Origin of the sequence: Streptococcus catagoni, from assembly GCF_011421425.1 — a bacterium.
Lineage (GTDB): Bacteria > Bacillota > Bacilli > Lactobacillales > Streptococcaceae > Streptococcus > Streptococcus catagoni.
Map to the genome: position 1 here is coordinate 127784 of NZ_WPCW01000003.1, position 26108 is coordinate 153891.

26 protein-coding genes and 2 pseudogenes are annotated in these 26108 nt (G+C 37.5%); 3 read left to right on the forward strand and 25 right to left on the reverse strand.

Annotated elements, in window-relative coordinates:
* Nucleotides 1-80 precede the first annotated feature (80 nt).
* From HBN42_RS06745 to HBN42_RS06815, 15 genes and pseudogenes are all read right to left on the reverse strand, one after another.
* Nucleotides 81-630 (reverse strand): annotated as a pseudogene (locus tag HBN42_RS06745) (glutaminyl-peptide cyclotransferase).
* 9 nt (nt 631-639) lie between these two features.
* A complete protein-coding gene (gene smpB / locus HBN42_RS06750; RefSeq protein ID WP_165994307.1) occupies nt 640-1107 on the reverse strand; it encodes an SsrA-binding protein SmpB in 468 nt (155 codons plus the stop codon).
* On the reverse strand, nt 1107-3419 hold the full coding sequence (gene rnr, locus HBN42_RS06755) for a ribonuclease R (protein WP_165994308.1): 2313 nt from the start codon (nt 3417-3419) through the stop codon (nt 1107-1109). Before rnr ends, smpB begins: the two co-directional genes overlap by 1 nt.
* Before the next feature lie 86 nt (nt 3420-3505).
* Nucleotides 3506-3742 (reverse strand): preprotein translocase subunit SecG, encoded by a 237-nt coding sequence (gene secG, locus HBN42_RS06760; RefSeq protein ID WP_165994309.1) that lies wholly within the window; start codon nt 3740-3742, stop codon nt 3506-3508.
* Between the two features lie 45 nt (nt 3743-3787).
* Entirely contained in the window at nt 3788-3934 is a 147-nt protein-coding gene (gene rpmG, locus HBN42_RS06765; RefSeq protein ID WP_165994310.1) for a 50S ribosomal protein L33, read from the reverse strand.
* A 249-nt stretch (nt 3935-4183) separates the two neighbouring features.
* Nucleotides 4184-5665 (reverse strand): helicase HerA-like domain-containing protein, encoded by a 1482-nt coding sequence (locus HBN42_RS06770; protein WP_165994436.1) that lies wholly within the window; start codon nt 5663-5665, stop codon nt 4184-4186.
* Nucleotides 5666-5841: 176 nt separating this feature from the next.
* A complete protein-coding gene (gene coaE / locus HBN42_RS06775; RefSeq protein WP_165994311.1) occupies nt 5842-6456 on the reverse strand; it encodes a dephospho-CoA kinase in 615 nt (204 codons plus the stop codon).
* Nucleotides 6453-7274: a DNA-formamidopyrimidine glycosylase gene (gene mutM, locus HBN42_RS06780; RefSeq protein ID WP_165994312.1), complete on the reverse strand. Its 822-nt coding sequence runs from the start codon at nt 7272-7274 to the stop codon at nt 6453-6455. The genes coaE and mutM overlap by 4 nt, the downstream gene beginning before the upstream one ends.
* A 532-nt stretch (nt 7275-7806) precedes the next feature.
* On the reverse strand, nt 7807-8283 hold the full coding sequence (locus HBN42_RS06785; RefSeq protein WP_165994313.1) for an NUDIX hydrolase: 477 nt from the start codon (nt 8281-8283) through the stop codon (nt 7807-7809).
* A gap of 170 nt (nt 8284-8453) precedes the next feature.
* Complete coding sequence (gene era / locus HBN42_RS06790; protein WP_165994314.1) at nt 8454-9353, reverse strand: GTPase Era; 900 nt, start codon at nt 9351-9353, stop codon at nt 8454-8456.
* A 15-nt stretch (nt 9354-9368) separates the two neighbouring features.
* Nucleotides 9369-9776, reverse strand: a complete 408-nt coding sequence (locus HBN42_RS06795) for a diacylglycerol kinase family protein (protein ID WP_165994315.1) — start codon at nt 9774-9776, stop codon at nt 9369-9371.
* A complete protein-coding gene (gene ybeY, locus HBN42_RS06800) occupies nt 9757-10254 on the reverse strand; it encodes an rRNA maturation RNase YbeY (RefSeq protein ID WP_165994437.1) in 498 nt (165 codons plus the stop codon). Before ybeY ends, HBN42_RS06795 begins: the two co-directional genes overlap by 20 nt.
* A 171-nt stretch (nt 10255-10425) precedes the next feature.
* Complete coding sequence (locus tag HBN42_RS06805; protein WP_165994316.1) at nt 10426-11001, reverse strand: uracil-DNA glycosylase family protein; 576 nt, start codon at nt 10999-11001, stop codon at nt 10426-10428.
* A 21-nt stretch (nt 11002-11022) separates the two neighbouring features.
* Nucleotides 11023-11482: pseudogene (locus tag HBN42_RS06810) on the reverse strand (NUDIX domain-containing protein).
* Between the two features lie 38 nt (nt 11483-11520).
* On the reverse strand, nt 11521-12573 hold the full coding sequence (locus HBN42_RS06815) for a PhoH family protein (RefSeq protein ID WP_165994317.1): 1053 nt from the start codon (nt 12571-12573) through the stop codon (nt 11521-11523).
* A 244-nt stretch (nt 12574-12817) separates the two neighbouring features.
* On the opposite strand from HBN42_RS06815, the gene HBN42_RS06820 reads away from it, so the two are divergent.
* Nucleotides 12818-14155: an MFS transporter gene (locus tag HBN42_RS06820; protein WP_165994318.1), complete on the forward strand. Its 1338-nt coding sequence runs from the start codon at nt 12818-12820 to the stop codon at nt 14153-14155.
* Between the two features lie 52 nt (nt 14156-14207).
* Here the strand turns inward: HBN42_RS06820 and HBN42_RS06825 are convergent, their stop codons facing one another.
* The 9 genes from HBN42_RS06825 to HBN42_RS06865 form a co-directional block, all read right to left on the reverse strand.
* Nucleotides 14208-15974 carry an oleate hydratase gene (locus HBN42_RS06825; RefSeq protein WP_165994319.1) on the reverse strand — a complete coding sequence of 589 codons (1767 nt, stop codon included), beginning with the start codon at nt 15972-15974 and terminating at the stop codon, nt 14208-14210.
* A 251-nt stretch (nt 15975-16225) separates the two neighbouring features.
* A complete protein-coding gene (locus tag HBN42_RS06830; RefSeq protein ID WP_165994320.1) occupies nt 16226-16441 on the reverse strand; it encodes a YozE family protein in 216 nt (71 codons plus the stop codon).
* Between the two features lie 19 nt (nt 16442-16460).
* Nucleotides 16461-16985 carry a peptide-methionine (S)-S-oxide reductase MsrA gene (msrA, locus tag HBN42_RS06835; protein ID WP_165994321.1) on the reverse strand — a complete coding sequence of 175 codons (525 nt, stop codon included), beginning with the start codon at nt 16983-16985 and terminating at the stop codon, nt 16461-16463.
* Nucleotides 16986-17054: 69 nt separating this feature from the next.
* Nucleotides 17055-17909 (reverse strand): CvfB family protein, encoded by an 855-nt coding sequence (locus HBN42_RS06840; RefSeq protein WP_165994322.1) that lies wholly within the window; start codon nt 17907-17909, stop codon nt 17055-17057.
* Nucleotides 17910-18034: 125 nt separating this feature from the next.
* Nucleotides 18035-18592, reverse strand: a complete 558-nt coding sequence (frr, locus tag HBN42_RS06845; RefSeq protein WP_165994323.1) for a ribosome recycling factor — start codon at nt 18590-18592, stop codon at nt 18035-18037.
* 22 nt (nt 18593-18614) lie between these two features.
* Entirely contained in the window at nt 18615-19346 is a 732-nt protein-coding gene (pyrH, locus tag HBN42_RS06850; protein ID WP_165994324.1) for a UMP kinase, read from the reverse strand.
* Between the two features lie 289 nt (nt 19347-19635).
* Complete coding sequence (rplA, locus tag HBN42_RS06855; protein ID WP_165994325.1) at nt 19636-20325, reverse strand: 50S ribosomal protein L1; 690 nt, start codon at nt 20323-20325, stop codon at nt 19636-19638.
* A 106-nt stretch (nt 20326-20431) separates the two neighbouring features.
* Nucleotides 20432-20857, reverse strand: coding sequence for a 50S ribosomal protein L11 (gene rplK, locus HBN42_RS06860; RefSeq protein ID WP_159545049.1), 426 nt, complete (start codon nt 20855-20857; stop codon nt 20432-20434).
* A 198-nt stretch (nt 20858-21055) separates the two neighbouring features.
* A complete protein-coding gene (locus tag HBN42_RS06865) occupies nt 21056-22165 on the reverse strand; it encodes a baeRF6 domain-containing protein (RefSeq protein ID WP_165994326.1) in 1110 nt (369 codons plus the stop codon).
* A 191-nt stretch (nt 22166-22356) separates the two neighbouring features.
* On the opposite strand from HBN42_RS06865, the gene HBN42_RS06870 reads away from it, so the two are divergent.
* Nucleotides 22357-22710 carry a DUF3397 family protein gene (locus HBN42_RS06870; RefSeq protein WP_165994327.1) on the forward strand — a complete coding sequence of 118 codons (354 nt, stop codon included), beginning with the start codon at nt 22357-22359 and terminating at the stop codon, nt 22708-22710.
* Between the two features lie 28 nt (nt 22711-22738).
* Here HBN42_RS06870 and HBN42_RS06875 read toward each other — a convergent pair whose 3' ends face one another.
* Entirely contained in the window at nt 22739-25129 is a 2391-nt protein-coding gene (locus HBN42_RS06875) for a DNA translocase FtsK (RefSeq protein WP_165994328.1), read from the reverse strand.
* Nucleotides 25130-25224: 95 nt separating this feature from the next.
* On the opposite strand from HBN42_RS06875, the gene HBN42_RS06880 reads away from it, so the two are divergent.
* On the forward strand, nt 25225-26031 hold the full coding sequence (locus tag HBN42_RS06880) for a peptidylprolyl isomerase (protein WP_165994329.1): 807 nt from the start codon (nt 25225-25227) through the stop codon (nt 26029-26031).
* Nucleotides 26032-26108: the final 77 nt, after the last annotated feature.

The following is a 26108-nucleotide window of genomic DNA, read 5'->3' on the forward strand; positions in this document are numbered from 1 at the left end:
TTTCTTAAGTGGTAGAAAGTCAGCAACCTAAGAAAAGTATAAAAAATAAAGGAAATCTCCTCCATTTCTTCTAACTATTCTTAATGATCTTCTAGCACTACTTCTAAGAGCATGGAATACAATTTCCCTGAAAGGAAAAATGCTGATCAGACAGATGGGCAATACCATTTAAGACATTAATATCTGGGTAGTGCTCCTTGTTAAGATCTAATTGATCTAGCAGGGGAGTCACATCATAGGTCGCTAGAATCTGTCCACTATGGGGTAAGATCTTAACTATGATGTTGGTCTGCCAAATATTAGCATAGAGATAACCGTCCGCGTATTCTAACTCATTAAGCATAAAGATAGGGACGCCGTCCACTGCTACTAAAATGGTCTCCAAGAGTGTGAAATCCTTTGGATCACCTCTTTGCAAGAAAGCATTGCCATTAGTCATCCAAAGGCAATCTTCTTGCTCATCATAGGCCAAGCCCCAACCATCACCCTCATAAGCATAACTTCCCAAACAGTCAAAACTCTTGAGGTCATATTTAATTGTTTATCACTTGCTACTTCTAGTCCCTGCGTGTATAAGTCTCTGTCATAGGAATAGGTATGTACCAAACTTACCTGTCCTTTTTTGATCATGTCGTCAACTCACCTCGCATTGTATTGTTTGATTTGTTTTTTAATATCACGATCTTGCTCCCGACGCTTGATAGTTTCACGCTTGTCATAATCGTGTTTTCCTTTTGCTAAGCCAATAAGAACCTTAGCAAAGCCATCTTTTAAATAAACCTTTAAGGGAACAAGGGTCATACCAGTCCCTTTTAGTTCATTGGCCAGTCTTTGAATTTCACGTTTCTTTAATAATAATTTACGTGTTCGCTCTGGATTAGAATTCCATATATTTCCTTGTTCAAATGGTGCAATATGGACATTGACCAGCCACGCTTCACCATTTTTAATCTGTGCAAAACCATCTTTTAATTGGATGCGAGCAGCTCTGACACTTTTTATTTCAGTCCCAGTCAGTACTATTCCAGCTTCAATGGTTTCGACGATATGATAGTCATGTCTAGCCTTTTTATTTTGCGCAAGAAGATTACCTTCGCCCTTAGCCATTATGAACTCCTTCTACCTTTTTTCTTTTTTGCAGCAGCCTTATAAAAAGGCTTTTTAGCAGACTTTTGCTTTGTTTTTGTCTGAGCAGATTGTTTTGATTTAGCCCCTTTACTGTTCTTAGAGCTGCGATTTCTTTTCTTGTCCTTAGAATTAGTCTTTGCCAGCTTTTCAACGATATCAAAATCACTAGCCAAGTATTCAAAATCAATTTCGCCAGTCTCTTTATCAGTTTTTGCTAGTTTGACATGTATAGGCTGACCAACCTTGAAGACTTTTCCTGATTTTTCTCCCTGCAAGGTCATAGTGCGCTCATTATAGTTATAGTACTCGGGCAGATTGGTGATATGTATGAGGCCTTCAATAGTGTTTGGCAACTCAACAAAGATTCCAAACTTGACAATGCTAGAGACAATGCCATCAAACTCTTCACCAACATATTCTTCCATGTATTCAGCCTTCTTCATAGCTTCAACAATCCGTTCTGCGTCAACAGCACGGCGCTCTAAGCGAGATGACGAAGAGGCTAATTCAGGGATGACCTGTGCAAAGTGTTCTTTTTTTTCTTGACTGACATGGCTGTATTCACGAATCATCCGGTGAACCAGCAAGTCAGGATAACGTCTGATTGGACTAGTAAAATGTGTATAATATTCTGCGGCTAATCCGTAATGCCCATGATTGGTTTCAGAATAACGAGCTTGTTGCATGGAACGAAGTAACATCATATTTAAAACTTCTGCTCCAGGTTGCCCCTCTACCTTAGCCATAAAATTTTGAAGAGCCTCTTGGGAAATTTTATTGGCCGTTCCTTGGATCTGAATCCCAAAGACACTAGCATAATCAATAAACTTTTGTAGCTTTTCAGACTTTGGTTCTTCATGAACACGGTATATAAAAGATAGCTCAGCCTTTGCAAAATGTTCTGCCACACATTCATTTGCAGCTAACATAAACGATTCGATCATCCGCTCTGCTATTCCGCGACTGCGGACAAGAATATCGACAGGCATACCCTTATCATTAACAATGATCTTAGCTTCTTGTGTATCAAAATTTAAGGCACCACGTCTCAGACGCATCTTTTCTAAAATCTTGTGAAGTTTAACCATATCTTGAACAGAATCCAGGATAGCTGGGTATTTTTCGATGGTTTCTTCCTCACCTGCAATCATTTCATTAACAGCACTATAGGTCATTCTGTAAGTAGTGTTAATAACTGACTGACAAATTTGATAGTTAAGCACCTGACCTTTTGAGTCAATTTCCATGATAGCGGATTGTGTTAAGCGATCAAGATTAGGATTTAAGGAACAAATGCCATTAGACAGACGCTCAGGAAGCATAGGCACAACACGGTCTGTAACATAAACCGATGTCCCACGAGCTGCAGCTTCGCGGTCCAAGGCAGAGCCCTCAGTAACATAGTAGGATACGTCAGCAATATGCACACCTAGCTCGTAGTTGCCATTGTCAAGAACTTTGATATGAATGGCGTCATCTAGATCTTTTGCATCAGCTCCATCAATTGTGAAAATAACTTCTTTTCTTAGGTCAATTCGTCCTACCAGATCCTTTTGGCTAGGTAGATCAGCAACTGCATTTGCCTGAGCAATAACATCTTCTGGAAATTCTGAGACAATATCCATGGACTCAAGAACTTCTAGCACGTCAATACCAACGTCACCTTGGTGGCCAACTATATCACGGACATTACCTACAAAATAATCATGCCCCCTAGTTGGGTATTTTTCAATATCAACCTTGATAATCTCAGTCCCATCTAAAAGAACGGGCTCTTTTTTAATGTATATTTTCTGTTGAATTTTTTGATTTTTTGACTTAATGTAACCTGCATACTTAGGTTTGTCATCATCAAGAATAAACTTTCCAACAACTGTTTTCAAAGAACGCTCTACAATACCGACAACTTTTGCTTCGGCTGCTGTACCTTTTAACTTGTCAGCTGGTTTTTTGATCTTAACTTCAACGGTATCACCATCAATGGCGTAAGCAACATCATTACGACCAATAAACATATCCTCTTCATTGTCATCAATAAAGAGGAAACCAAAACCAGCCTTATTAGCTCTAAAAATCCCTTGAATGGTAATCTCTTTTTTTTGTTCTTTGTGCTTTCGCAAAGAAATGCTTCCATCATTTGAAAAACGTAGGAGTCTTTTACTCTCCATTTTCGAAATTTCTTTGATTAAAAGTGGAAACCTTTCAGCCCCTGCCATATCTAAAGCTGCCGCAATCTGATTGACATCCGATTTGCCATGCTCTTTTAGATAATTAATAATATTTTCTCTCATAAAACCTTTTTCTATTTCTGTTCCTCAAGTGGTTTCTAGTTCATTAATAAAAAAATGAGCTAGACTAACTCTGTCAAGCTCACTCTCTATTTACTTGATAAAACAGCAAGCACAAGTGCAATAACTAGCCAGAAAAATACTAGAACTGCTGTAAAACGTTGCATAAATGCTTCAAAACCGCGTGCTTTGGTTCGTTCAAACAAAGCTTCTGAACCACTGCTATCAAACACATTACTGCTTGGGTTTTTCTGTGGTTGCATAAAGATTGCAATGACCAGTAAAACCGATAAAACAAGCAATATTGTTAGTAGTAAGTTGTACATGTTATTTCCTCCACTATAGTCTCAAACATTTTATCATAATTACTATTAAGATTCAACATGTAGAGTGACTTTTCTCTCCTTAGGGCAATATTTAAGAACCTTTATTTTCTCAGGATGGTTACTTTTATTTTTACTACTTAAATAGTTTTTACTACCACACTCACTACACTTTAAATTAATTTTTACTCTCACGCCATATCCTTAACTGTCGTTATTTTGTAACTAAACTCTCCCTTTTTAATGAGAACCTTTTTCCATCAGAAATCACAAGAAGTCAAAAGCTTGCCTCAGTATGGGTAGCTGAACCAAGCTCTTATCACGTTTTCTCAATTTAGGCTTCTATCAGAGCTCTAGGGATACGTTAGTCTTACTTGCTAAAAATACCTTTCATCATTATAACACATTTCAAGGCAAAGGATAAAAGACAATTTTAAAGAAGACTTATCTTTTACGCAGAGAACCCAAAATCCCTCTGACAAGCTCTCTACCAATTGTTCTGACTGTGCTACTAATAAAAGCATCTGTTGCCTTTTCAAGGACTGTTTTAGGAGGACATCCTACAGGTCTTGAGGACTGTTTCTGTATTTTTGCCTGTTCTTTTGCTTCTTTTTCTTTTTGCTTAGCTTCTGCTTGAGATCTTGCAATCTCTTCTTCTCCCATGACTTTTTGAGCCAACTTTTCATAGGCAGACTCACGATCTATGCTTTGCCCATATTTACTAGCAAATGGAGAAGAAGCCACCAGACTCTTTATTTCTTGTTCAGACATTAAGTCAAAGCTACTTTTTGGTGGCATGATGAAGGCTCTTTCAACCACTGATGGCTGGCCCTGTTCATTTAATAAGGAGATTAAGGCCTCTCCTACTTCAAGCTCCGTAATCACTCTGGCAACATCTAGGTTTGGATTTTGTCGGAAGGTATCAGCAGCAACACGGACTGCCTTTTGTTCTTTAGGTCGCAAAGCATGTTGGATACGATTGCCCAACTGAGCCAGGACTGGTTCAGGAAGATCCAAGGGATTTTGTGTTACAAAAAAGATCCCTACCCCCTTTGAACGGATAAGCCGAACTATTTGTTCTACTTTTTCAACAAAAACCTTTGGTGCATCCTTAAAAAGTAAATGGGCTTCATCAAAGAAAAAGACCATTTTCGGTTTGTCTAGATCACCAACCTCAGGCAGGTTCTCATAGAGTTCTGAAAGCATCCACAGTAAAAAAGTAGCATATAAAGTTGGGGAATGAAAGAGTTTTGTCGCAGACAAAAGGTTGATTGCTCCTTGACCACTAGCGACATCAATTTGAATAAAATCAGCAACATCTAAGGCTGGTTCACCAAAGAACAGTTCAGCTCCTTCTTGCTCTAAGCTTAGTAAGGACCTCTGGATAGCCCCAATAGACTGCTTAGCAATATTACCATATTGGCCTGAATATTCCGAAGAATGATCCGCAACTTCTATTAAGATCGCCTGCAAATCCTTGAGATCAATGAGCAGCCAACCATTTTCATCGGCGATTTTAAAGACAATAGTGAGAACTCCAGTTTGCGTGTCATTTAAGTCTAACAAACGAGCCAACATCAAAGGTCCCATCTCAGAAATAGTTGTGCGAAGAGCCTGACCTTGCTTTGCAAAGACATCCCACAATCTGATTGGAAAGGCCTGCGGTTTATAATCACTAATAGCCAATTTCTCAAGACGAGCCTTTAATTTTTCTGAAACCTGACCAGCCTTTGCAAGGTTACTGAGGTCTCCTTTAATATCAGCTAAAAAAACTGGAATACCAGATAAACTTAACTGCTCTGCTAATACCTTTAAAGTAACTGTCTTACCAGTACCTGTTGCGCCAGCAATTAGCCCATGGCGGTTTAACATACCTAATGGCATGTCAATCGTTTTTTCTCCTTTTGCAATTCTTATTGTTTCCATCAAAATTTCCTCATCTCTTATCACAGCTGCTAGATCTAAAAAGTAGCTACTCATAGGGTTTCTCTCATTAGACCAATTATAGCATAAGATACTGATTCCAGCCCTTTTCTTTTACTCAGCGACATAAAGTAAAGACAAGTCTTCCAAAGGGCACAAGGCTCTTTTTCAAATTGTTTTTAGGATCTAGCTTGAGCCTGCTCTTTTTGCAGTTTCTCTAATTCTTTTTCAAGCTGCCTCTCTAATGCGTCAAGGCTACCATTATTGTCAAAAATAAGCTGAGCATAGGCTCTCTTTTCATCAAGTGTCATTTGCTTTTGAAGTCGCTCAGAGGCTTCTTTTTCACTATAGTGATTGCGCTTCATCAGACGTTCAAGCTGTATTTTTCTATCAACATAGACCAGCCAAACCTGATCAAACCAACTCTGATAATTCAATTCAATTAAAAGAGGAATATCCATAAAAAAAACAGGATATTTCTTCTCAAAAGCCTTCTTTCTGGCCAGCAATTCCTCATAGATGATCTGATTTTGAATATGAGAAGACAGAGCCATTTTTTCCTCACTGGAAAAAATCATCTGAGATAATTTAGGGCGATCAATCTCCCCATCCTCTCTTAAAATTTCAGAGCCAAAAAAGTTAAGAAGAGTCTCATATAATTTACCACTCTTAGCCTGCAAAGAATGAACCACTTGATCAGCATCAATAACAGCAAAACCTGCCTCTTTAATCTTTTTCACTAGGGTCGACTTACCCGAAGCAATACCACCAGTAATTCCTATTATCTTACTCATAATCTTTGGCACTTGGGACAAAAATGTGTCCCCCTCCCTGCAACTTTTATTTTTTGAATAGGCTGACCACACCTAGGACAAGGCTTATCTGTCTGACCATAGACCCTTAGAAAATCTTGCATAGTCCCATTCATCCCCAAAGTATTCTGATAGGTTCTAATAGTGGACCCACCCTTTTCAATGGCCAAAGCTAAAATAGCGATGACCTCTTCATGAATCCTTTTAATTTCTGCCTTCTTGAGAGAATCACCACTTCTCATAGGATGAACCCGAGCAGCCCACAAAACCTCATCCACATAGATATTGCCAAGACCAGCTACTAAAGTCTGATCCAAAAGCCACGGTTTTATTAATTTTTTGGAGAATAGCAGAGCTCTCTCAAATGCCTTTAACTTAAAAGCTTCTTTTGTCGGTTCAGGCCCCATTTTTCGTTTGCTAAAAAATTCTGGTTCCTGCTCCTTAGCCAGTAAATCAAAGGTCCCAAACTTACGAACATCCTGATAAACTAAGGTTGAACCATCAGTAAATAGGAAGAAAAAGTGAAAATGCTTATTTTCAGGGACAGCACCAGGAAATAAAAGATACTTCCCTTCCATCCTCAGGTGGGAAATCATTGTAAAATCATCAAGATCAAAGAGCAGATACTTGCCACGCCTCCTAACATGGTGGATAGACTGCCCTGGTAAACCTAGCTTAAAAAGCTCATTATCAGTTTTAACCATCTTAGGTACATTGACTTGCACCGACTGGATCCTCTTACCCAAAACGAGTCTTTCAAGACCCTGACGAACAGTTTCAACTTCTGGTAATTCTGGCATATAACACTTCCACTTCACACACTGACTTCATAAAAAGCCACCGGCACATATTCCTTTCCCTGCAAAATCAAAGAGAAAATAACCCTTCCACAAATGTAGTAAGCAAATTTCTCACATATAACCCTATTATATCATGATTCCCAAATTACTTGTCTGACAGAAATCAAAGAAAGCAGTCCAAAAGGAACTACTCTTTATTTAAAGGGTATTAATAAGAATTCACCGTAGAGATTATAGGTTTTATTGTGAAAAGCAACTAAACCCTCATTAGAAAGCATCAGATGGAACAAGAAATAGTATGACAACCTTTCTCAAGGGATAAAGCTCTATAAAACAAGGACGACAAATCACAATTGAAAAAGACATCAATCTTCTCGATATCTTAAAATGTCTTATTTTCATCATGAAATGGGTTCTCATTAATTTTCAAAGGAATTATGATTTAAGATTAGCATAGGCTGATTTTAACACTGAGCTATTGTCATGTTCCAACTCATCTTTCACTAGAAGGCTGTTAGACTTCCACTTCCCATTAATGACCCAATTTAAAATCATCTGCAAAATATTCCTCTAACATAAGGCGGTGTTTGGCTGACACACTCTCCAAATTTTTAATTTCCTCACGAGAGAAAAACTGTAACTTGAGCGTTTCTTCATTGTTAAAATCACTGATAGCTACTGCCGCCTCTGCTTTAAGCTCATAAAGAAAAACAACTGTCTGAACCTGGTCTCCATTAGGATAAGTCTCATTAAAATTGGTGTAAGCATTAAGTAAGCGAGTGGCTTCAACCTCAATCCCTGTCTCCTCCAAAAACTCACGCTTGCAAGCCTCTAAAGAGCTTTCACCAAGTTCCATAGTGCCACCTGGTATTGCCCAGGTTTTTTTATCAGCACGTAATTGCAGTAGGATACGCCCTTGCTTATCTGTCAAAATTCCACCTGCAAAGTTTAGGATAATCTTATCATGTCCCACTTTTGATCGGATGTATGAAATATAGTCTTCTGGCATATTTACTCTCCTTAAAGCTAAAAAGCTGAGGACAAACTCAGCTTTACAATTTCAATTAAGCTTAGAAAAGCTACAACTGTTTATTTTCGGGCTCGGGTTAAAAACATTCCCCGAATGTTGCCTCGCTTTTTGTTTTCTAGGTTCGGGTTAAAAACATCCACTGGATGTTTTTAATACTCTTTTTGGTTATAACCAAAGTCAGCCAGGTCTAGTTTTTTGTCGCGCCAATTTTTCTTGACTTTGACCCATGTTTCTAGATAGACTTTATCACCTAACATGATTTCGATGTCTCGGCGTGCCATTTTTCCAATTTTCTTAAGCATTGCCCCTTGTTTTCCGATGATAATGCCTTTTTGGCTATCACGTTCAACCATAATAGTAGCACGGATATGTACTTTATCGGTTTCCTCATCACGTTTCATAGATTCTATCACGACTGCAACTGAGTGTGGGATTTCCTGCTGTGTTAAGTGCAACACTTTTTCGCGAATCATCTCTGACACAAGGAAACGTTCTGGATGATCAGTAATTTGGTCTTCTGGGAAATATTGGAAACCTTCTTCAAGATTTTCCTTCAAAATTTCCATCAATGGGTTAACATTATTCCCTTGAAGTGCAGATATAGGAACAATTTCTTTAAAGTCCATTTGACTTCTGAAATCGTCTATTTGTTCTAATAGTTGGTCAGGGTGTACCTTGTCAATTTTATTGATAACAAGAATTACCGGGATTTTAGCAGCCTTAAGGCGCTCGATAATCATATCATCACCCTTACCTCGGTTTTCGTCTGCTGGCACCATAAAAATAACGGTTTCCACTTCACGAAGAGTACTATAGGCAGATTCAACCATAAAATCACCTAAAGCGGTTTTAGGTTTATGGATACCTGGGGTATCAATGAAAACAATTTGTTCTCTTTCAGTCGTGTAAATCCCCATTATCTTGTTACGGGTTGTTTGTGCCTTATCACTCATAATGGCAATTTTTTGTCCCATCACATAGTTTAAAAAGGTTGATTTTCCAACATTTGGACGTCCTAAAATGGCTACAAAACCTGATTTAAATGTCATACTTACTCCATCTTCCTATTTTGCAAAAAAAATTCCTAAAATTTTTGGTATAAAGATAACTAGCCCTGTTAAGACAGCATAGCCTGATATCACTAAGACTGCTCCAGCAGCCATGTCTTTTGCCTTCTTGGCTAGCATCGAAAAGTGATAATCACTAGCCAAGTCAACAACATTCTCAATTGCCGAGTTTACAATTTCCAAGGTAATGACTAAAAAGATGGCTAGCATTAAAAATAACCATTCTATTCTTGAAATTCTAAAAATTAAGCCCGCAATTGAAACTAATAGGGCCGAGAAAAGATGACTTTTTAAGTTTCTTTCCTCACTAATAGCAGTCAAAATACCCGTTAAAGCAAATTCTAAACTGGCAATGACTGTCCTATTTTTCCATTTTTTTTGTGAATTATTGTCGTGTAAGGCCATAAGCAGTCAAAATCTCTTCCTGTAGTGTGAACATTTCTTTTTCTTCTTCTGGCGTATAATGGTCATAGCCATTAATATGTAAAAAACCGTGAACAGCTAGAAATCCCATCTCTCTTTCAAAAGAATGTCCATACTCCTCAGCCTGTTCTTTTGCTTTATCAATTGAAATGAATAATTCGCCGATGTAGGCATCAAATTCTTCAAGCATTTCTGCTAAATCTGGATCATCATCAAAGGCATCTTGGTCAACAAATACCGGACTTTCAGCTTTATACTCTAATGAGATAACATCTGTTGGACGATCTGTATCACGATATTCTAAATTTAATTCGTGACTGCGTTCATTGGTCACAAAAGTGACTGACATTTCTTTTTGGTCTTTTCCAGTTTTGGTTGCTGCAAAGTCAAGCAAATCTTTTGTTTGCTTCATAATCTCTTGAGAAACTTGGCCAGTTTCATCAATCATCTCAATATACATATCTTTGATATCAAGGATTTCTATTACTTTCATATAAATATGAACAAAAAAATCCTTACCCTTTCAATAGCTTTTGATTCTACTAATTATATTATTATATCATAGAAGCCACTTTTTTTGTGTCCTCTCCACCAGTTCAACTAATTAAAACGATTTCAAAGACTGTTTTTCCTAGTTTTTCAGAATTTTTACCACACGTTTTTGTAATGTCGGAATAACCTGTTCTTCAAACCAAGGATTCTTCTTCATCCAAATTTGATTACGTGGTGATGGGTGAACCAATGGAAAATAGTTTGGAAGGTAATCCTCATAGGAACGGACTGTTTCTGTCAGTGTTTTCTTGCATTTTTTTCCAAGGTAATGTTTTTGAGCGTACTGCCCAACTAAAATAATCAATTCCACATTTGACATGGTTTTTAGGATTTTGTCATGCCACTTATCTGCGAAGCCATTCCGTGGAGGAAGATCGCCCGACTTGCCTTTCCCTGGGTAGTAAAAGTCCATTGGGATAATCCCAAAGAGACCGGAGTTGTAAAAGGTATCATTATCAACATCTAACCACTCACGAAGGCGAATACCACTACGGTCATTCCAGTATATCTTCGTTTCTTGAGCAATAATTCCCGGGGCCTGTCCGACAATTACAATTTTGGCTGGCTTCGGTGCTGCATAAAGTGGCTCAATCCCCTTGTCAGTATAGACTTTATTCTCCACATCAGCCATTATTTCATTAAAAATCTGATCCATAAGCACTCCTATCTCTATTTTTTAATGCCCAAGTCTAAATTTCTTTCTAAAAAATTCATCAATAATAAGTTTATGCTGCTCATTTACAATTTGAATTTAAGATCTGTCATCATAAGAGTAGAAAGATAACTCTAATGTCTCCTCATTCTGAAAATTATCTATCTCAACTAATCCCATTGTATTAACTTCATAGATGAAACCAATTGTTTGAGCTATATCTCCGTTGGGATATGTCTCTTTAAAGTTGGTATAAATATTTAATAATTTTTGTGGACAAACAATGATACCTGTTTCTTCAAAAAATTCTCTAATCAAAGTTTCTGTTGAAGATTCTCCTAATTCTATACAACCGCCAACTAATCCCCAAGTTCCTCTATCTGCTCTTCTTTGCAAAAGAATTTCATTTCTTTCATTTTGCATAAGGCAAAAATACCTTTTCGTGTCCAACTTTCGATCGAATATAACTAATATAATCTTGCATAACATTTCCTTTCATAAAAAGCTCTTCAATCGAAGAGCTTATATTTTATCATTTTCAATTTCTTGTCCTATTACTTCATATGAGGTAAGACCGGACTTCTTCTCATTTTTTTCTTCTTTTTTTGGTGAATCGCTAGTGCGATCAGTCTCATATGCTTTTATTATGTCGGCAACTACTGGATGGCGAACGACATCTTTAGCTGTGAAATAAACAAAGTCAATGGCTTTAATCTGTCCTAGTTTATTACTTGCATCAATCAAACCTGATTTGACATTACGAGGTAAATCTATCTGACTGATGTCGCCATTAACAATCATTTTAGAGTTAAATCCAAGACGCGTTAAGAACATTTTCATTTGCATGATTGTTGTGTTTTGGGCTTCATCAAGAATAACAAAAGCGTCATCCAAGGTACGACCACGCATGTAAGCTAAAGGTGCAATTTCTATCGTTTCTCTTTCCATCAACCGTGTTGTTTGTTCTTTACCAAGAATTTGGTAAAGGGCATCATAAACTGGCCTGAGATAAGGATCAACTTTTTCTTTCAAATCTCCTGGTAAAAAACCTAAGCTTTCACCTGCTTCAACGGCAGGTCTCGTCAAGATAATACGTTTTACCTGTCCACGTTTAAGTGCCATCACAGCAAGTGTTACAGCCAAGAAAGTTTTCCCTGTTCCAGCTGGACCAATCCCAAAAACAACATCATGTTTTTTAATACTATCCACATAGACCTTTTGACCTAAGGTTTTAACTCGGATAGGCTTGCCGTAATTGTCTTTAATAATTTCTTCTTCATAGAGGGCAACAAATTTATCAATGGTCCCATTTTCAGCCATTGACAAAGCCGTGACAACATCGGAAGTATTAACAATCATGCCACGACCAACAAGAACCAAAAGTGCTTGAATCGTCAACTGAGCTAAGGCTAACTTAGCTTGATTATCCGCGACAATTTGAACCCGTTCTGTTCTAGCATGAATAATCAGATCTAAATGATTTTCAATTAACTTAAGATGACGCTCATTTGAACCAAATAAGGCAAATAAATCATCCGGACGATTAAGGGTAATTTCAGTAGAATATTCTTGCAAATTAGACTTCCTTTTCTTCAATTGTGTAACTTTATTATAACAGAAAAGAATCAAAGACTGATAGGAAAAAGCTATCAAATAATAGATTTTTAATTTTTACAGTTATTATAATAAATGAGATTGTTATTGCATTTTTTATGAAAACGTTGACAAAGTTAGAAAACTCTGATAAAGTATATACTTGTCGAGACACAATTACATTATACGGTCGTATCAAATAATAAATCCTTTTGGAGAATAATTAATGAACGAAAACTATGAAAAAGTTAACCCAGAGAAATTTTCTCGCTTCTTAAAACGACAAAAAACAGTCTTTTTTATTGCCTTTTTTGGTTATGTCTGTGCTTACTTAGTTCGCAATAATTTTAAATTAATGTCTAACTCAATAATGATGACAAATGGTTGGGATAAAGCACAAATCGCTACATTACTCTCTTGCCTTACTATCTCATATGGTTTAGCAAAGTTTTATATGGGGGCTCTAGGAGACAGAGTTAGCTTGCGTAAACTATTTGCAACCAGCTTAGGAGCTAGTGCACTAATCTGCATTTTAATTGGTTTTTTCCATACTTCTATGCTAACTTTAGGTATTTTACTTGTTCTTTGCGGTGTTGTTCAAGGTGCCTTAGCTCCTGCTTCACAAGCAATGATTGCTAATTACTTTCCCAATAAAACACGAGGAGGAGCAATTGCTGGTTGGAATATTTCTCAAAATGCAGGTTCTGCATTATTGCCACTATTGATTGCTTCTTTGACCAGTATGGGATTAGTCCTCCCTGATAGTGGGAATATCCTACTAGCTTTTCTGATACCTGGACTATTTGTTCTCTGGTTTGCATTAATCTGTTGGAAATTTGGTGGTGATAATCCAGAAACTGAAGGCTTAGACTCACTTCGCACTATGTACGGTGAAGGAGGAGAATCTAATATTGCTTCTGAGGAGGAAAAGCATAATTATAACTATTGGCAATTAATCTGGAAATATGTTTTCTGTAACCCATCACTCCTCCTAGTCGCTGCAGTTAACGTTGCACTTTACTTTGTCCGTTTTGGTATCGAAGACTGGATGCCAATTTATCTTACTGAAGTAGCAAACCTACCAGAAGCAAAAATTCATTTTGCAATTTCCATTTTAGAATGGGTTGCTATTCCAGGTTCTTTAGTATTTGCTTGGCTAGCCGTCAAATACCCAAATAAAATGGCTAAAATAGGAGCTATTGGTTTATTTATTATGGCAGGAGTTGTATTTGTTTATGAATATATCACTGCAACTGGTGCACCAAATTATCTATTTCTATTAATTATCTCAGGTATTCTAGGATCATTAATCTATGGACCACAATTGATAGTAAATATCTTGACAATTAATTTTGTTCCTCTTAATGTAGCTGGTACTGCTATTGGTTTTGTTGGGGTCACAGCTTACTTAATTGGCAACATGGGAGCCAACTGGTTAATGCCTATCTTTGCCGATAATTTCGGATGGTTCTGGTCATATGTTATTGTTGCAGTCCTTTCTGCTTTTTCAGCAATCGGCTATCTTGTTTTAGCCAAACGTGAAGAAGAACTCATTAAAGAATAATATATACCCACCAAAAAAAGTATTATTGAAAAATCAATAATACTTTTTTCTTTTATATCAAATGTGCTTCTTTTAATAATTCTTCGACGAAGGTATCTTGGATTTTTTTGCGTCCTATTTTTCCAATTAAGCCTGGAATTGGTAAGTCTTCCACTGATTTTTTATCATTGAGATAGTAAACCGCTTTTAGGAGCTCACGAATATCATAAGCAGAGTTAAAGACTTCAGGAATTCCCCGTTCAACACCTAGTAGGCTATAAACAGCCTCCATAGCTGTTCTGATAGAATATTCTGTTGTAAAGACGGTATCACGAGTTGGTGATTCAGCAAAGTTACCAATAAAGGCTAAGTTTACTGAGCCATCAGGGATAACCTTTGGCCTATCACCCATGATACGTGGCATAAAGTAACTTGTAATGTAAGGCATGTAAACAGGAACAGTATTAATAGAATCTTGTTCTGCTAGTTTTTTAATTTTTTCTTCTGGTACCCCTAAATGATACAACCATTCTTCAGTGATCTCTTGACCTGTACATTCCTCAATTTTCTTGTGAATGTAGTTTCCTTCTTTATTTGAATACAAACCATAAAGCCATACAATGGTTTCATTATCTTTTTGATCTTTAAAGTGTGGTTGTCTATGAACAGCAAAGCTCATCATCCAGTTGGAATCAACCACAGTCACGATTCCACCTGTATTTATTTTTTCATCATGTATATCACGATGAGTCAAACGTTCAATGTAAGGTTCAATTGCAGGGTTTTTAATGGTAGCTGTTGCAGAAATAAACCAACTTTCTGCAGGTAAATCCTTATAGAAAACCTTAGGATGCCCAAATTCATCTGATTGGGCTGCTAGGTTTTCCCATAAATTCCATGAGCCACCCAAGTCTTTATTAGCCTTAGCCACAGTATGATGGTCACCATAAGTGCTACTTTCAGTGATTGAACCATTGGTTACAAAGACCAAATCATTTTCACTTAGCTCAATTGTTTTAGCCTGTCCAGATACATTAAGCAGAAGACTTTTAGCAACTTTCTTACCAGCTTTAAAATCAACTTTAACATTGGAAACCTTGGTGTCTAGTTGTATATCCACCCCATGAGTTTCTAAGAATGCCAAAATGGGTTTAGTCATTGATTCATATTGATTATATTTATTGAATTTCAAGGAAGTAAAATCTGGTAGTCCGCCAATATGATGGATAAATCTCAGAGCATAACGGCGCATTTCAATGGCAGAATGCCATTTTTCAAAGGCAAACATGGTAGCCCAGTAAGCCCAGAAGTTACTTTCAAAGAATTCCTCTGAAAAGACATCTTCAATGGTCTTTCTACCTAGGGATTCTTCTGTTTGCATCACCAGTTTAACCAGTTCATTTGAGTGAGAACCTAAAGTAAATTGTCCATCATCATCTACACGGTTACCTCTTTTGTGAATCAAGCGACAGTTTGAAGAGTTGGGATCGTCCTTGTCCAACCAGTAGAACTCATCTAAGTAAGAGGCATCTGGAATTTCTAATGATGGAATAGACCGATACATATCCCACATACATTCGAAATGGTTTTCCATCTCACGGCCACCGCGAGTTACAAAACCTAGCTGAGGATTATTAGCACCATCTAGCGAACCACCAGACAAGGAAAGTTCTTCTAAAATATGAATATTTTCACCAGACATCTGCCCATCTCTGATTAGAAAAACTGCAGTAGCTAAACCGGCTAAACCAGCGCCTACGATATAAGCTGATTTGTTTTCCACTCCTTTGGGCTTTCTTGGTCTAGCAAAAGCTTCAAAGTTACCATTAGTGTAATACATATGATATCCTCCTTAATGTTGTAAAGGGTATTTTTCTTCTTAACTGTTATTTTACACCCTCAATTTCTCTTGTCTATTAAAAAAGCTCATAATTTGTCCTATTTGGACACAGTCGACCATAATGTCTAATAGCAGTCTTATGACAGAAAAAAAGAGAGGATCTCGTCCTGCTATGGAACGAGATCCTCTCTTCAACTAATATGAGCTCTATGAATTTCCTATAAAGTTATGAAATAGACAAGGGGACTTTCTTAATGGTTCAAAAAGTCTTCCCAGATACGGTCAAAATCCCCTAAATTAAAGGAAAAGACAGCCTGGTCCTCCAGATAACGACTGATAAGCTCAAAATCATCACTATGTTTTGGAAAAGTAGAATCCTCAAAGGCCAAGTCGGATAGGATGGCAACTGGTTTATTTGACTTGGGATTACGCTCAGTCATTAACCATGTATAAAATGATTTTCTCACTAATTTTTCTCCCTCATCACTAGGTATTCCAAATTTTCTTAAGAAAATCATGTCTTAATTGACTACTTAAGGCATAACGCTCTGGATTACTTTTATAAAAGCCCTGATGATAATCTTCTGCTGGATAAAAAGCCTTTGCTTCTTCTATACTGGTTACAATTGGCTTGTCAAAAATTCCAGATTGCATCAATTTTTCTTTTGAAGCCTGGGCAATCTCTTTTTGTTGCTGATTATAATAGAAGATCACTGGACGATAGCTTTCGCCTCGATCCTGAAATTGACCAAAGGCATCTGTGGGATCAGTCAGTGTCCAATAAAGTTCCACAAGTTCCTGATAAGAAACCTTAGAAGCATCATAAATGATTTCCACCGCTTCAGTATGACCTGTTGTTTGAGAGCATACCTGTTCATAAGTTGGATTTTCTAGGTGACCACCAGTATAACCACTTCTGACAGATAAAATGCCATCTTTTTCCTCAAAAGGTTCAACCATACACCAAAAACAACCACCAGCAAATAGGGCTCTTTCTAGATTTTCTTTCATGATTTTCTCCCAATTCTATTTTCTTCGTTACATTGTAGCAAAAAACCTTGCCAGTCGCAAAGTTTTTACTTAGATTAATTCAGTACCACTAGGATCCTGTTTAATTTTTTTAGCTTTCATTAAACCGCCCAAAGCCTTTTTAAATTGACCCTTGGAAATACCAAAGGTGGCTTTGATATCCTCCGGTGAAGACTTATCGTTCAAGGTCATGAAACCTCCGTTTGATTCCAGATAAGTCAGGATCATCTGAGCATCATTTTCTAACATCTCAAAAGATCGTGGTTTCAAGGAGAGATTCAAGGTTCTATCAACCTCCCTAAAGCCAATAACACGTGTATCTAAAACCTGTCCCAACCTTGGTTCACTATAACGTTCACTTGGATGAATGTAGCCAAGCATATTGTTCTTAGGCAAATATACAAAGGTTCCGGACATTTTTAGACGGTAGACAATGGCCTGCCAATTTTGATTTTGCATATTATCATAAGCAGGATCAGCCATCTTTTGGAAAACTTCAGCTTCGGCAGGAATCCCCCACATGCGGTCCTTATGGTCAACACTTAGCTTAATGTATAAGCGATCACCCTTTTTAGGCCACAATTCTTTTAGCTCTGGAAGCAAATCTAAGGAGACGACTATTTCCTTGTCTGGGAGTCCTGTATCAACGAAAACTCCTAGATCTCGGCGAACATCTGTCACTTCTCCCCAACCAAAAGTTTCCTTTGTGGACTTGATTTCCTTGGTGGTCATACGTAGTTTTTGTTTGTAATCCAAGTAAACAAAACCTGTTACCATCTGGCCAATTTCATGACTGCCCTCTTCTTTTGCCAGAGCAAAAATATAGCCATCTTTTTGAACAAAATAGGACTTGTCATTTTCTTCTCTAATTAAACCTGTAATTGTAGTTGCTAATAATTCGTTCATAACATTTATTTCTTTCTTTAAAAAAGCAGACAACTGTCAAAAACAAACGCTTCTGAAATAATTGTCTAGCTCCTTTACTTATTTCTTAAAATTTTTCTAGATAGAATAAAGAATAAAGCGACTGATTAAACTTCTAAGAGTTCTTTTTCTTTATTAGCAGTCATAGCATCAATATGTTTGATGGCATCATCTGTAGCTTTTTGGATATCTTTTTCTAAAGTTTTTAATTGGTCTTCAGAAATTTCTTTATCCTTTTCTTGTTTTTTAGCTTCATCCATAGCATCACGACGAATGTTACGGATAGCCACTTTTTGGTTTTCACCAACCTTTTTCACTTCTTTGGCAAGGTCTTTACGTGTTTCTTCTGTCAAGGCTGGAATTACCAAACGAATAACAGAACCGTCATTTGCTGGTGTAATTCCCAAGTCAGAAGCATTAATAGCACGTTCAATTTCTCTGATTGAAGACTTGTCAAAAGGAGAGATCAATAAGACACGAGCTTCTGGAACTGTGATAGAGGCCAACTGATTTAGTGGAGTAGGTGCTCCATAGTATTCCACTTGAATACGGTCTAAGAGACTTGCATTAGCACGTCCAGCACGAATGCTAGCATACTCACGTGATAGAGATTGGAAAGATTGTTCAAAACGTTTATTTGCTTTTTCAATAATAGCATTTGCCATAATTTCTTAACTCCTTAAAATTTTACTCTTCTGATGTCTTATTGGAAACAGTTGTACCTATATGTTCCCCAAAGACAACACGTTTAATATTACCTGACTCATTCATATTAAATACGACTAAGTCAATGTCATTATCCATCGATAGGGTTGATGCTGTAGCATCCATGATCTTCAAACCACGTTTGATAACTTCGCCATGGGTCAACTCATCAAATTTCACAGCATTAGCATCTTTTTTGGGATCTGCATTGTAAACCCCATCCACACCATTTTTCGCCATCAAAATAGCATCAGCCTCTATTTCAGCTGCTCTCAATGCTGCTGTTGTATCCGTTGAAAAATAAGGAGAGCCAATTCCAGCTCCAAAAACAACAATACGTCCTTTTTCTAAATGTCTGAGCGCTCGCCCACGAATATAAGGTTCTGCTACATTTTGCATTGGAATTGCGGTCTGAACTCGGGTATCAACGCCATAATGTTGAAGACTATCAGCCATTACTAAAGCATTCATCACCGTTCCTAGCATCCCTGTATAGTCAGCTTGGACACGATCCATCCCCGCTTCTGCAGCAGGCTCACCACGCCAAAGGTTACCACCACCAATAACCAGTGCTATCTCCACACCAGACTGATGAACTTCAGCAATCTCCTTGGCAATAGTTTGAACAGTAGGAATGTCTATTCCAACTCCCTTATTTCCTGCTAATGCCTCACCAGACAATTTAATTAAAATACGTTGATATTTTGGTTCCAATATACTTATCTCCTTATTTTGTCTTTACTATTCTACCACAAATGCTCGGATATTAACAGTTCAATACAAGCTGCACATTAGAATTATTTTACTATGAAAAATTGCAGAGCTCTTTTCCCAGTGATGACTTAAAAGCTCAAAAATAGCACAGTCTAAAAGCTTTGCCATGGCCTGAGGGCTCCGATCCACTCAGTCAGGTCAAGAAAAATAATCCCCTCTTTAAAATGTATCTTCTAGCTTATCTTCCCAGCTTCATCAAAAAAAGCTATCCGAAGATAGCTTTAATCTATTACATTGTTGATGGGTCAACTTTGATACCAACACCTTGAGTAGATGTGATAGCAACGTTAGTCATATAAGTACCTTTAGCTGTTGATGGTTTAGCTTTAACCATAACTTCGTTGAAAGCTTTGAAGTTTTCAACTAATTTATCAGCGTCAAATGATACTTTACCAATGATAGCTTGTACGTTACCTGCTTTGTCAGCACGATAAGTGATTTTACCACCTTTAGACTCTTCAACTGCCTTAGCAACATCCATAGTTACTGTACCAGTTTTAGGGTTTGGCATTAAGTTACGAGGTCCAAGGACACGTCCAAGACGACCTACGATAGCCATCATGTCTGGTGTTGCAATAACAACATCAAAATCAAGCCATCCACCATTGATTTTAGCAACTAAATCATCTTCACCAACGAAGTCTGCTCCAGCAGCTTTTGCTTCTTCAGCTTTAGCACCACGCGCAAAAACAAGTACACGTTGTGTTTTACCAGTTCCGTTTGGCAATACCATTGCGCCACGGATTTGTTGGTCAGCTTTACGAACGTCAATGTTTAAGTTGTAAGCAACTTCTACTGATGCATCAAATTTTGCAAAGTTTGTTTCTTTTACTAATGCTACAGCTTCTTCTACGCTGTAAGCTTTTGTACTATCTACTTTTTCAAGTGCAGCACGCATTTGTTTGCTTTTTTTAGCCATTTTTATCTTCTCCTTGTAATGTGGTCATATCGATTTGATTTAAAATCTCCCACGTCACTCATCAAATCATGATGAAGTCGTGCGGGTAATAAGGTTTTCCTACTGATTAGTCAGTAACAGTGAATCCCATAGAACGAGCAGTACCTTCAATCATACGCATTGCAGACTCAAGGTTTGCAGCGTTTAAATCTGGCATTTTAGTTTCAGCAATTTCTTGTACTTGTGCACGAGTAACCGTTGCAACTTTAGTTTTGTTAGGTGTTCCTGAACCTTTTTCAACACCTGCAGCTTTTTTCAAAAGAACAGCAGCTGGTGGAGTTTTAGTAATGAAATCAAATGATTTATCTTCATAAACTGAGATAACAACTGGGATGATCATGCCAGCTTGATCAGCTGTACGAGCATTAAATTCTTTAGTGAATCCCATGATGTTGATACCTGCTTGACCAAGAGCTGGTCCAACTGGTGGAGCTGGTGTAGCTTTACCAGCAGGGATTTGAAGTTTTACAAGTTTTTCGACTTTTTTAGCCATTTTTAAATCCTCCTGTTGTGGTTTTGGCGGTAATTAAAAATTTTTACCTCCCACAGGTACGCAATTAGCATACTCTACCATTATACCTATTTTATAAATAAAATCAAGCACTTTTGTAAAAAAGATTGACCAGTAACCTATGGCTACCAGTCAATCAATAGTTTTCTAAAACTTAGTCACTTTATACAAGGAAAAATCCTAATAACGTAGACGAGCACTAATCATTAGTCCTTGGCTGACTTGGTCTTCATTTAGGATATAAACCTTCCCTGAAGCCTTGAGTAGGGCTAAGACGATCTCTTTAAGAGCCTTTTCGATTTTAGCACTTTCTGTATTTGCTTTAGTAATCTGATACTCATCTTGCATATTTTTGACAATTAGTAGCTCTTCTATCCTGTTTTCAAGTGCCAAGGTTTTAATTTCCTCTATATTGTCATCAACACGGAACTCAGGACTTGTTTCTTTAAAACGGTTAATCAGTGCACCTAGACGTTTTTCTTTTAGCTCTGCGATAAAATCTTGTCCCTGCTTAGCAATTTCTTCGTCTTTGACTTTAGCAGCTGATAGGGCAATGCCTTCTTCCAGAAGAGGATTATACTTACTGATAGCTCGATAAGCTGCCTGATTTTCTTTTAGTGCATAAAGAATTAGTGAGGTTTCACAATCCTGTCCAAGATAAGTCATTAAATAATTGTCTACATATCGGAAAAAATTGTCTCTATCAATTTCTTTTTCACTGCTTGTTTCGTTATGACCATGGAAACCATGTTGACCATCACCGCCTTGTCCTGAAAAGCTACCATAACTTAATTCGCCACCATTTTTCTCTTCACCAAGAGCCTCTGTCAGATGGATAGGCCACTCGCCATCCCTAATTTCTTTGAAGCGATCCATGCCCAGCTCAAAAATCCGAGCCCTGTCTTGATCTAAGACCAAGAGATGGTAATCATTAGCAAATTGGAAATGTTCAATAAGTGGCTTCAAATAAGGTTCTGGACCAAACATAATAGTGTTGACTACAGCTGTGTCAATATGATAATAGTAGCTTTCTTTTTCTGTGATATAAATGATAAGGCTTGATGTACCAGTTAGGAGCAAACGAGCATCTTTTCGTACAGAACTAATTTGCTCTTCCCAGCCGGAGCCTTTGTCTTTTGTGGATTGTCTAGCTTCTTTTAAATTATTTTCTAAAAGTAAAACATCTTTTTCAGAGTATGCCGATAAGTCGTCTAAATCAATGGCTATCGTAATATAGTCTTGATCATCAACAAGTAATTCTGGATGGGGAAATGTATTCAACTGTTGCATAATAGTCTCCTTTTCGTCATCTTGTTATATCATAAAGATATCATAAAAAAAGCGAGAAAGCCACTATAAAACTCAAGTGACCACACTATAATTATTTTGCAAAGTCAGAAATATAATGGAACCTTTCAAAAAATTTAACCAATTTAGACTATTAAGTTTACAAGCTCCCCTTTTCAAGCTAAAATAGTCTTATGAATACATATAAATTAATAGCTGCAGCTTTTATCCTATTAACTCCTATCTTTTCACATATTCTTGTGTCAACCTTTAAGCTAGGACGCTATGGTATTAAATTTCCCGACTTAGCCTTTATCCTCTTTGCCATTGAAATCATACTGGTTTCTGGTAAATTCTTTACACATAATCTTTTACCCTACTATCTTATTGCTTTGTCGATCCTAGCTATCATCATTACTTTAATGCTAGTTATTAAAATTCAGCATTTTAACTATAGCAGGTTTGCCAAGTTATTCTGGCGAGTTGGTTTTTTATTAACCTTTTTAGCCTACCTCCTACTGGTTATTTTTATCTTTATAAAATACTAAAAAAACGATGATTCTAATCATCGTTTTTTTAATTATTCTGTAAAACCTTCCTTGGCTTGGTACCTTCTGCTGGTCCAATGACTCCTGCTTCTTCCAGTTCTTCCATCAATCTGGTAGCTCTATTAAATCCAACAGATAAGCGTCTTTGGATCATTGAGGCAGAAGCTTTCTGAGTTTCTAAGACAAGCATTTTAGCATCCTCAAAAAGTGGATCACCTTCATATGAATTGCCGGAATCATTAGCTCCGCTATCATTTTCACTAACCTCTCCTGGATCAAAGGACTCATCATAGTCTGCCTCAGCTTGGTCCTTGATAAAGCCAACGATTCTTTCAACATCATCATCAGATATGAAGGAACCTTGCAAACGTACAGGATGATTTTCATCAATTGGTTTAAAGAGCATGTCGCCTCGACCAAGTAACTTATCAGCACCATTTTCATCTAAAATTGTTCGACTATCTGTACCTGAAGATACTGCAAAAGCAATTCTAGAAGGTACATTTGCTTTGATAAGACCAGATATGACATCAACCGAAGGCCTTTGTGTTGCAAGGATCATATGGATACCGGCAGCACGCGCCTTTTGTCCCAGCCTAATAATGGCATCTTCGACTTCCTTACTAGCTACCATCATCAGGTCAGCTAGCTCATCAACGATAACCACAATTAAAGGCAGAGGAATTTGTTTTTGTTCAGACTTACTATTATAGTCTTCAACCTTGGCATTATAGCCGGCTATATTTCTGACACCTACCTTGCTGAAAAGTTCATAACGGTTTTCCATCTCGTCAACAACCTTTTGGAGAGCCTTGCTAGCCTTCCTTGGATTGGTAACAACAGGTATGAGGAGGTGGGGAATATCATTATAAACAGATAATTCTACCATCTTGGGGTCAACCATTAGAAACTTAACCTGATCGGGACGAGCCTTCATCAAAATACTTGAAATAATTCCATTGACAGCAACAGATTTACCAGATCCCGTTGAACCCGCTACAAGTAGATGGGGCATCCTTGTCAGATCAAAACTTCTGGCCATACCATTGACGGCCTTTCCTAAAGGAACCTCTAGCAGTTTTTCTTCTGACGTCTTTGATTGTTCCCAAAGTTCCCTGAAAGAAACCGTTGCAATCTCAGAATTAGGTACTTCAATACCGACCAAGGATTTTCCTGGAATAGGAGCTTCTATTCGGACATCTTTTGCTGCCAAGGCCAAGGCCAGATCATCAGCTAGATTAGAAATCCGATTGACACGGACACCTACTGCTGGTTTAATTTCATATTTGGTAACAGAAGGTCCAATTTCTGCCCGTTCTACTTTGACATCTATCCCAAAACTCTTGAAAGTCTCTTCCAAAACCTTGATATTTTTACGAACCAAGTTTTTCTCTTTAGACTGGTTCTTAGGCTTGTCTGGTGCGAAAAGATCAATAGTCGGTAACTTATATAAGAGGTTGGTTTTTGGTGTGAAATCAACCATTACAGGCTCATCATACTCTTCTTCTCTGCCTTCTTCTGACTCTTTGATCCCCTCCTTTTCCAGATAAGGTGATTCAAATTGGTTATTCTCAAGTTCATCCAAAGGAAAATCTGCAGAGCTCATATCCGAATGAGACTCATAAGAAACAATCTCTGCTTCTGCAGGAGTTTGGTTGATTAGGTTCTGAGCATTCTCATCAAAAATTTCACCCGTTTGAGGATCTACAGTTAAGGAAGTCTCACTGTCTTCTAAGCGAGCTTCTTTCTCCATTTTTTCTTGCTGAGCAATGGCTTTTGCTTCTTCACGTTTTAAATAAGCAGCCTCTCTCATTTGATGGCCTTTCTCATGGAGCTTCTGGGCAGCTTTTTTGAAAAAATAGGCCAGATCATAGATATCCCCCGGTGTCATCAAGAAGATCCCTAAGCAAATGAGTAGTCCACCAATAAAAAAAGATCCAATATTGGAAAATAAGAACGCTATTGGTTTATAAAGAAGTGCTCCCAGCATACCTCCGCCAACAAAGGACTGAACCCTAAATCCTAAGAGATCTCCTATAAGTAACCTAGCTGATTGACTCAGTACCTCTTTGTGTTGAAAATTTGGCAAGGCAAAAAGATAAGCGTGCCACTCTACTAAAAGTCCTAAGAATAAAGTAACGAAGCCAGCTATTAAGCCTTCAATTTTGCGCAGCCATTTAAAAAAGAAAAGGTAAATCATTACTGCAAAAATAAAAAGATATGCCAAGCTGCCAACCATAAATCGGATGACATTATATGCAGTGATTCCAAATATTCCCAATCTGATTGCTGCAAAGATCAAGACGAAAGCTGTCAGAATGGAAAAAATCATTCTTTTAATAGCGCGTTGTTTCTCAATGTCTGCTTTTGTTTGGCGCCTTTTTTTAGCACCCTTTTTTTGTCGATTTCTATTAGCCATGTTTTTATTATACCATTTTTTAGCAATTATTAAATATGCTTACCATTGTCCGAACTTTGTGATAAAATAAAGGAAAATCAAAACGAGGTGCGCTCATGAAAAAATGTTTAACCTTTGGACTCATTATCATTAGCCTATTAAGTCTCAGCGCTTGCGAATCACTTAATCGGGCTATCAAAGGTGATAAGTATATAGACGAAAAAATAGCAAAAGAAGAAAATGCAGTAGCTTCAAAAGCATATGAAAAAGAGATAAAAGAGGCCTTGGCAGCAGATAAAAAGGCTTTTCCACAACTTGATAAAGAAGTCAAAAGCAATCAGGCTCAAGTCATGCTAAAAACAAGCCTTGGCAATATCACCATTAAACTTTTCCCTAAATTAGCACCCCTAGCTGTTGAAAACTTTTTAACCCATGCCAAGGAAGGTTATTATAATAATGTCAGCTTCCACCGGGTTATTTCAGAATTTATGATCCAAAGTGGCGATCCTACAGGCCAGGGAACAGGCGGGGACTCTATCTGGAAAGGCAAGGATAAGAGTAAAGACTCTGGCAATGGTTTTGCCAACGAAATCAGCCCTTATCTTTACAATCTTCGTGGAGCTCTTGCAATGGCTAATGCTGGGGCAGACACCAATGGCAGCCAATTTTTCATCAATCAAAATACTAACAATCAAGGGAAAAACCTTACTGAAGCCAACTATCCTAAGCCTATCATAGAAGCTTATAAAAAAGGTGGAAATCCAAGCTTAGATGGAAAATACACTGTATTTGGCCAGGTCATTGAAGGTATGGATATTGTTGATAAGATTGCAAGTGTAGCCGTCAATGAAAATGATAAACCTAAAGAAAATATTCTTATCCAATCTATTGAAATCCAAAAAGATTATTCCTTTAAAAAGTAATCTAAACTGTAACTAAATAATCAAAAAAACTTTTCCAATATCGGAAAAGTTTTTTCTTGTCTTGTCGAAGCGTGTTC

Bases quoted from the DNA above. Each gene is read 5' to 3' on its own strand.
- smpB (WP_165994307.1), bottom strand. From the start codon at position 1,107: ATGGCTAAGGGCGAAGGTAATCTTCTTGCGCAAAATAAAAAGGCTAGA.
- rnr (WP_165994308.1), bottom strand. From the start codon at position 3,419: ATGAGAGAAAATATTATTAATTATCTAAAAGAGCATGGCAAATCGGAT.
- secG (WP_165994309.1), bottom strand. From the start codon at position 3,742: ATGTACAACTTACTACTAACAATATTGCTTGTTTTATCGGTTTTACTG.
- HBN42_RS06770 (WP_165994436.1), bottom strand. From the start codon at position 5,665: ATGGAAACAATAAGAATTGCAAAAGGAGAAAAAACGATTGACATGCCA.
- coaE (WP_165994311.1), bottom strand. From the start codon at position 6,456: ATGAGTAAGATAATAGGAATTACTGGTGGTATTGCTTCGGGTAAGTCG.
- mutM (WP_165994312.1), bottom strand. From the start codon at position 7,274: ATGCCAGAATTACCAGAAGTTGAAACTGTTCGTCAGGGTCTTGAAAGA.
- HBN42_RS06785 (WP_165994313.1), bottom strand. From the start codon at position 8,283: ATGCCAGAAGACTATATTTCATACATCCGATCAAAAGTGGGACATGAT.
- era (WP_165994314.1), bottom strand. From the start codon at position 9,353: ATGACATTTAAATCAGGTTTTGTAGCCATTTTAGGACGTCCAAATGTT.
- HBN42_RS06795 (WP_165994315.1), bottom strand. From the start codon at position 9,776: ATGGCCTTACACGACAATAATTCACAAAAAAAATGGAAAAATAGGACA.
- ybeY (WP_165994437.1), bottom strand. From the start codon at position 10,254: ATGTATATTGAGATGATTGATGAAACTGGCCAAGTTTCTCAAGAGATT.
- HBN42_RS06805 (WP_165994316.1), bottom strand. From the start codon at position 11,001: ATGGATCAGATTTTTAATGAAATAATGGCTGATGTGGAGAATAAAGTC.
- HBN42_RS06820 (WP_165994318.1), top strand. From the start codon at position 12,818: ATGAACGAAAACTATGAAAAAGTTAACCCAGAGAAATTTTCTCGCTTC.
- HBN42_RS06825 (WP_165994319.1), bottom strand. From the start codon at position 15,974: ATGTATTACACTAATGGTAACTTTGAAGCTTTTGCTAGACCAAGAAAG.
- msrA (WP_165994321.1), bottom strand. From the start codon at position 16,985: ATGAAAGAAAATCTAGAAAGAGCCCTATTTGCTGGTGGTTGTTTTTGG.
- HBN42_RS06840 (WP_165994322.1), bottom strand. From the start codon at position 17,909: ATGAACGAATTATTAGCAACTACAATTACAGGTTTAATTAGAGAAGAA.
- frr (WP_165994323.1), bottom strand. From the start codon at position 18,592: ATGGCAAATGCTATTATTGAAAAAGCAAATAAACGTTTTGAACAATCT.
- rplA (WP_165994325.1), bottom strand. From the start codon at position 20,325: ATGGCTAAAAAAAGCAAACAAATGCGTGCTGCACTTGAAAAAGTAGAT.
- rplK (WP_159545049.1), bottom strand. From the start codon at position 20,857: ATGGCTAAAAAAGTCGAAAAACTTGTAAAACTTCAAATCCCTGCTGGT.
- HBN42_RS06865 (WP_165994326.1), bottom strand. From the start codon at position 22,165: ATGCAACAGTTGAATACATTTCCCCATCCAGAATTACTTGTTGATGAT.
- HBN42_RS06870 (WP_165994327.1), top strand. From the start codon at position 22,357: ATGAATACATATAAATTAATAGCTGCAGCTTTTATCCTATTAACTCCT.
- HBN42_RS06875 (WP_165994328.1), bottom strand. From the start codon at position 25,129: ATGGCTAATAGAAATCGACAAAAAAAGGGTGCTAAAAAAAGGCGCCAA.
- HBN42_RS06880 (WP_165994329.1), top strand. From the start codon at position 25,225: ATGAAAAAATGTTTAACCTTTGGACTCATTATCATTAGCCTATTAAGT.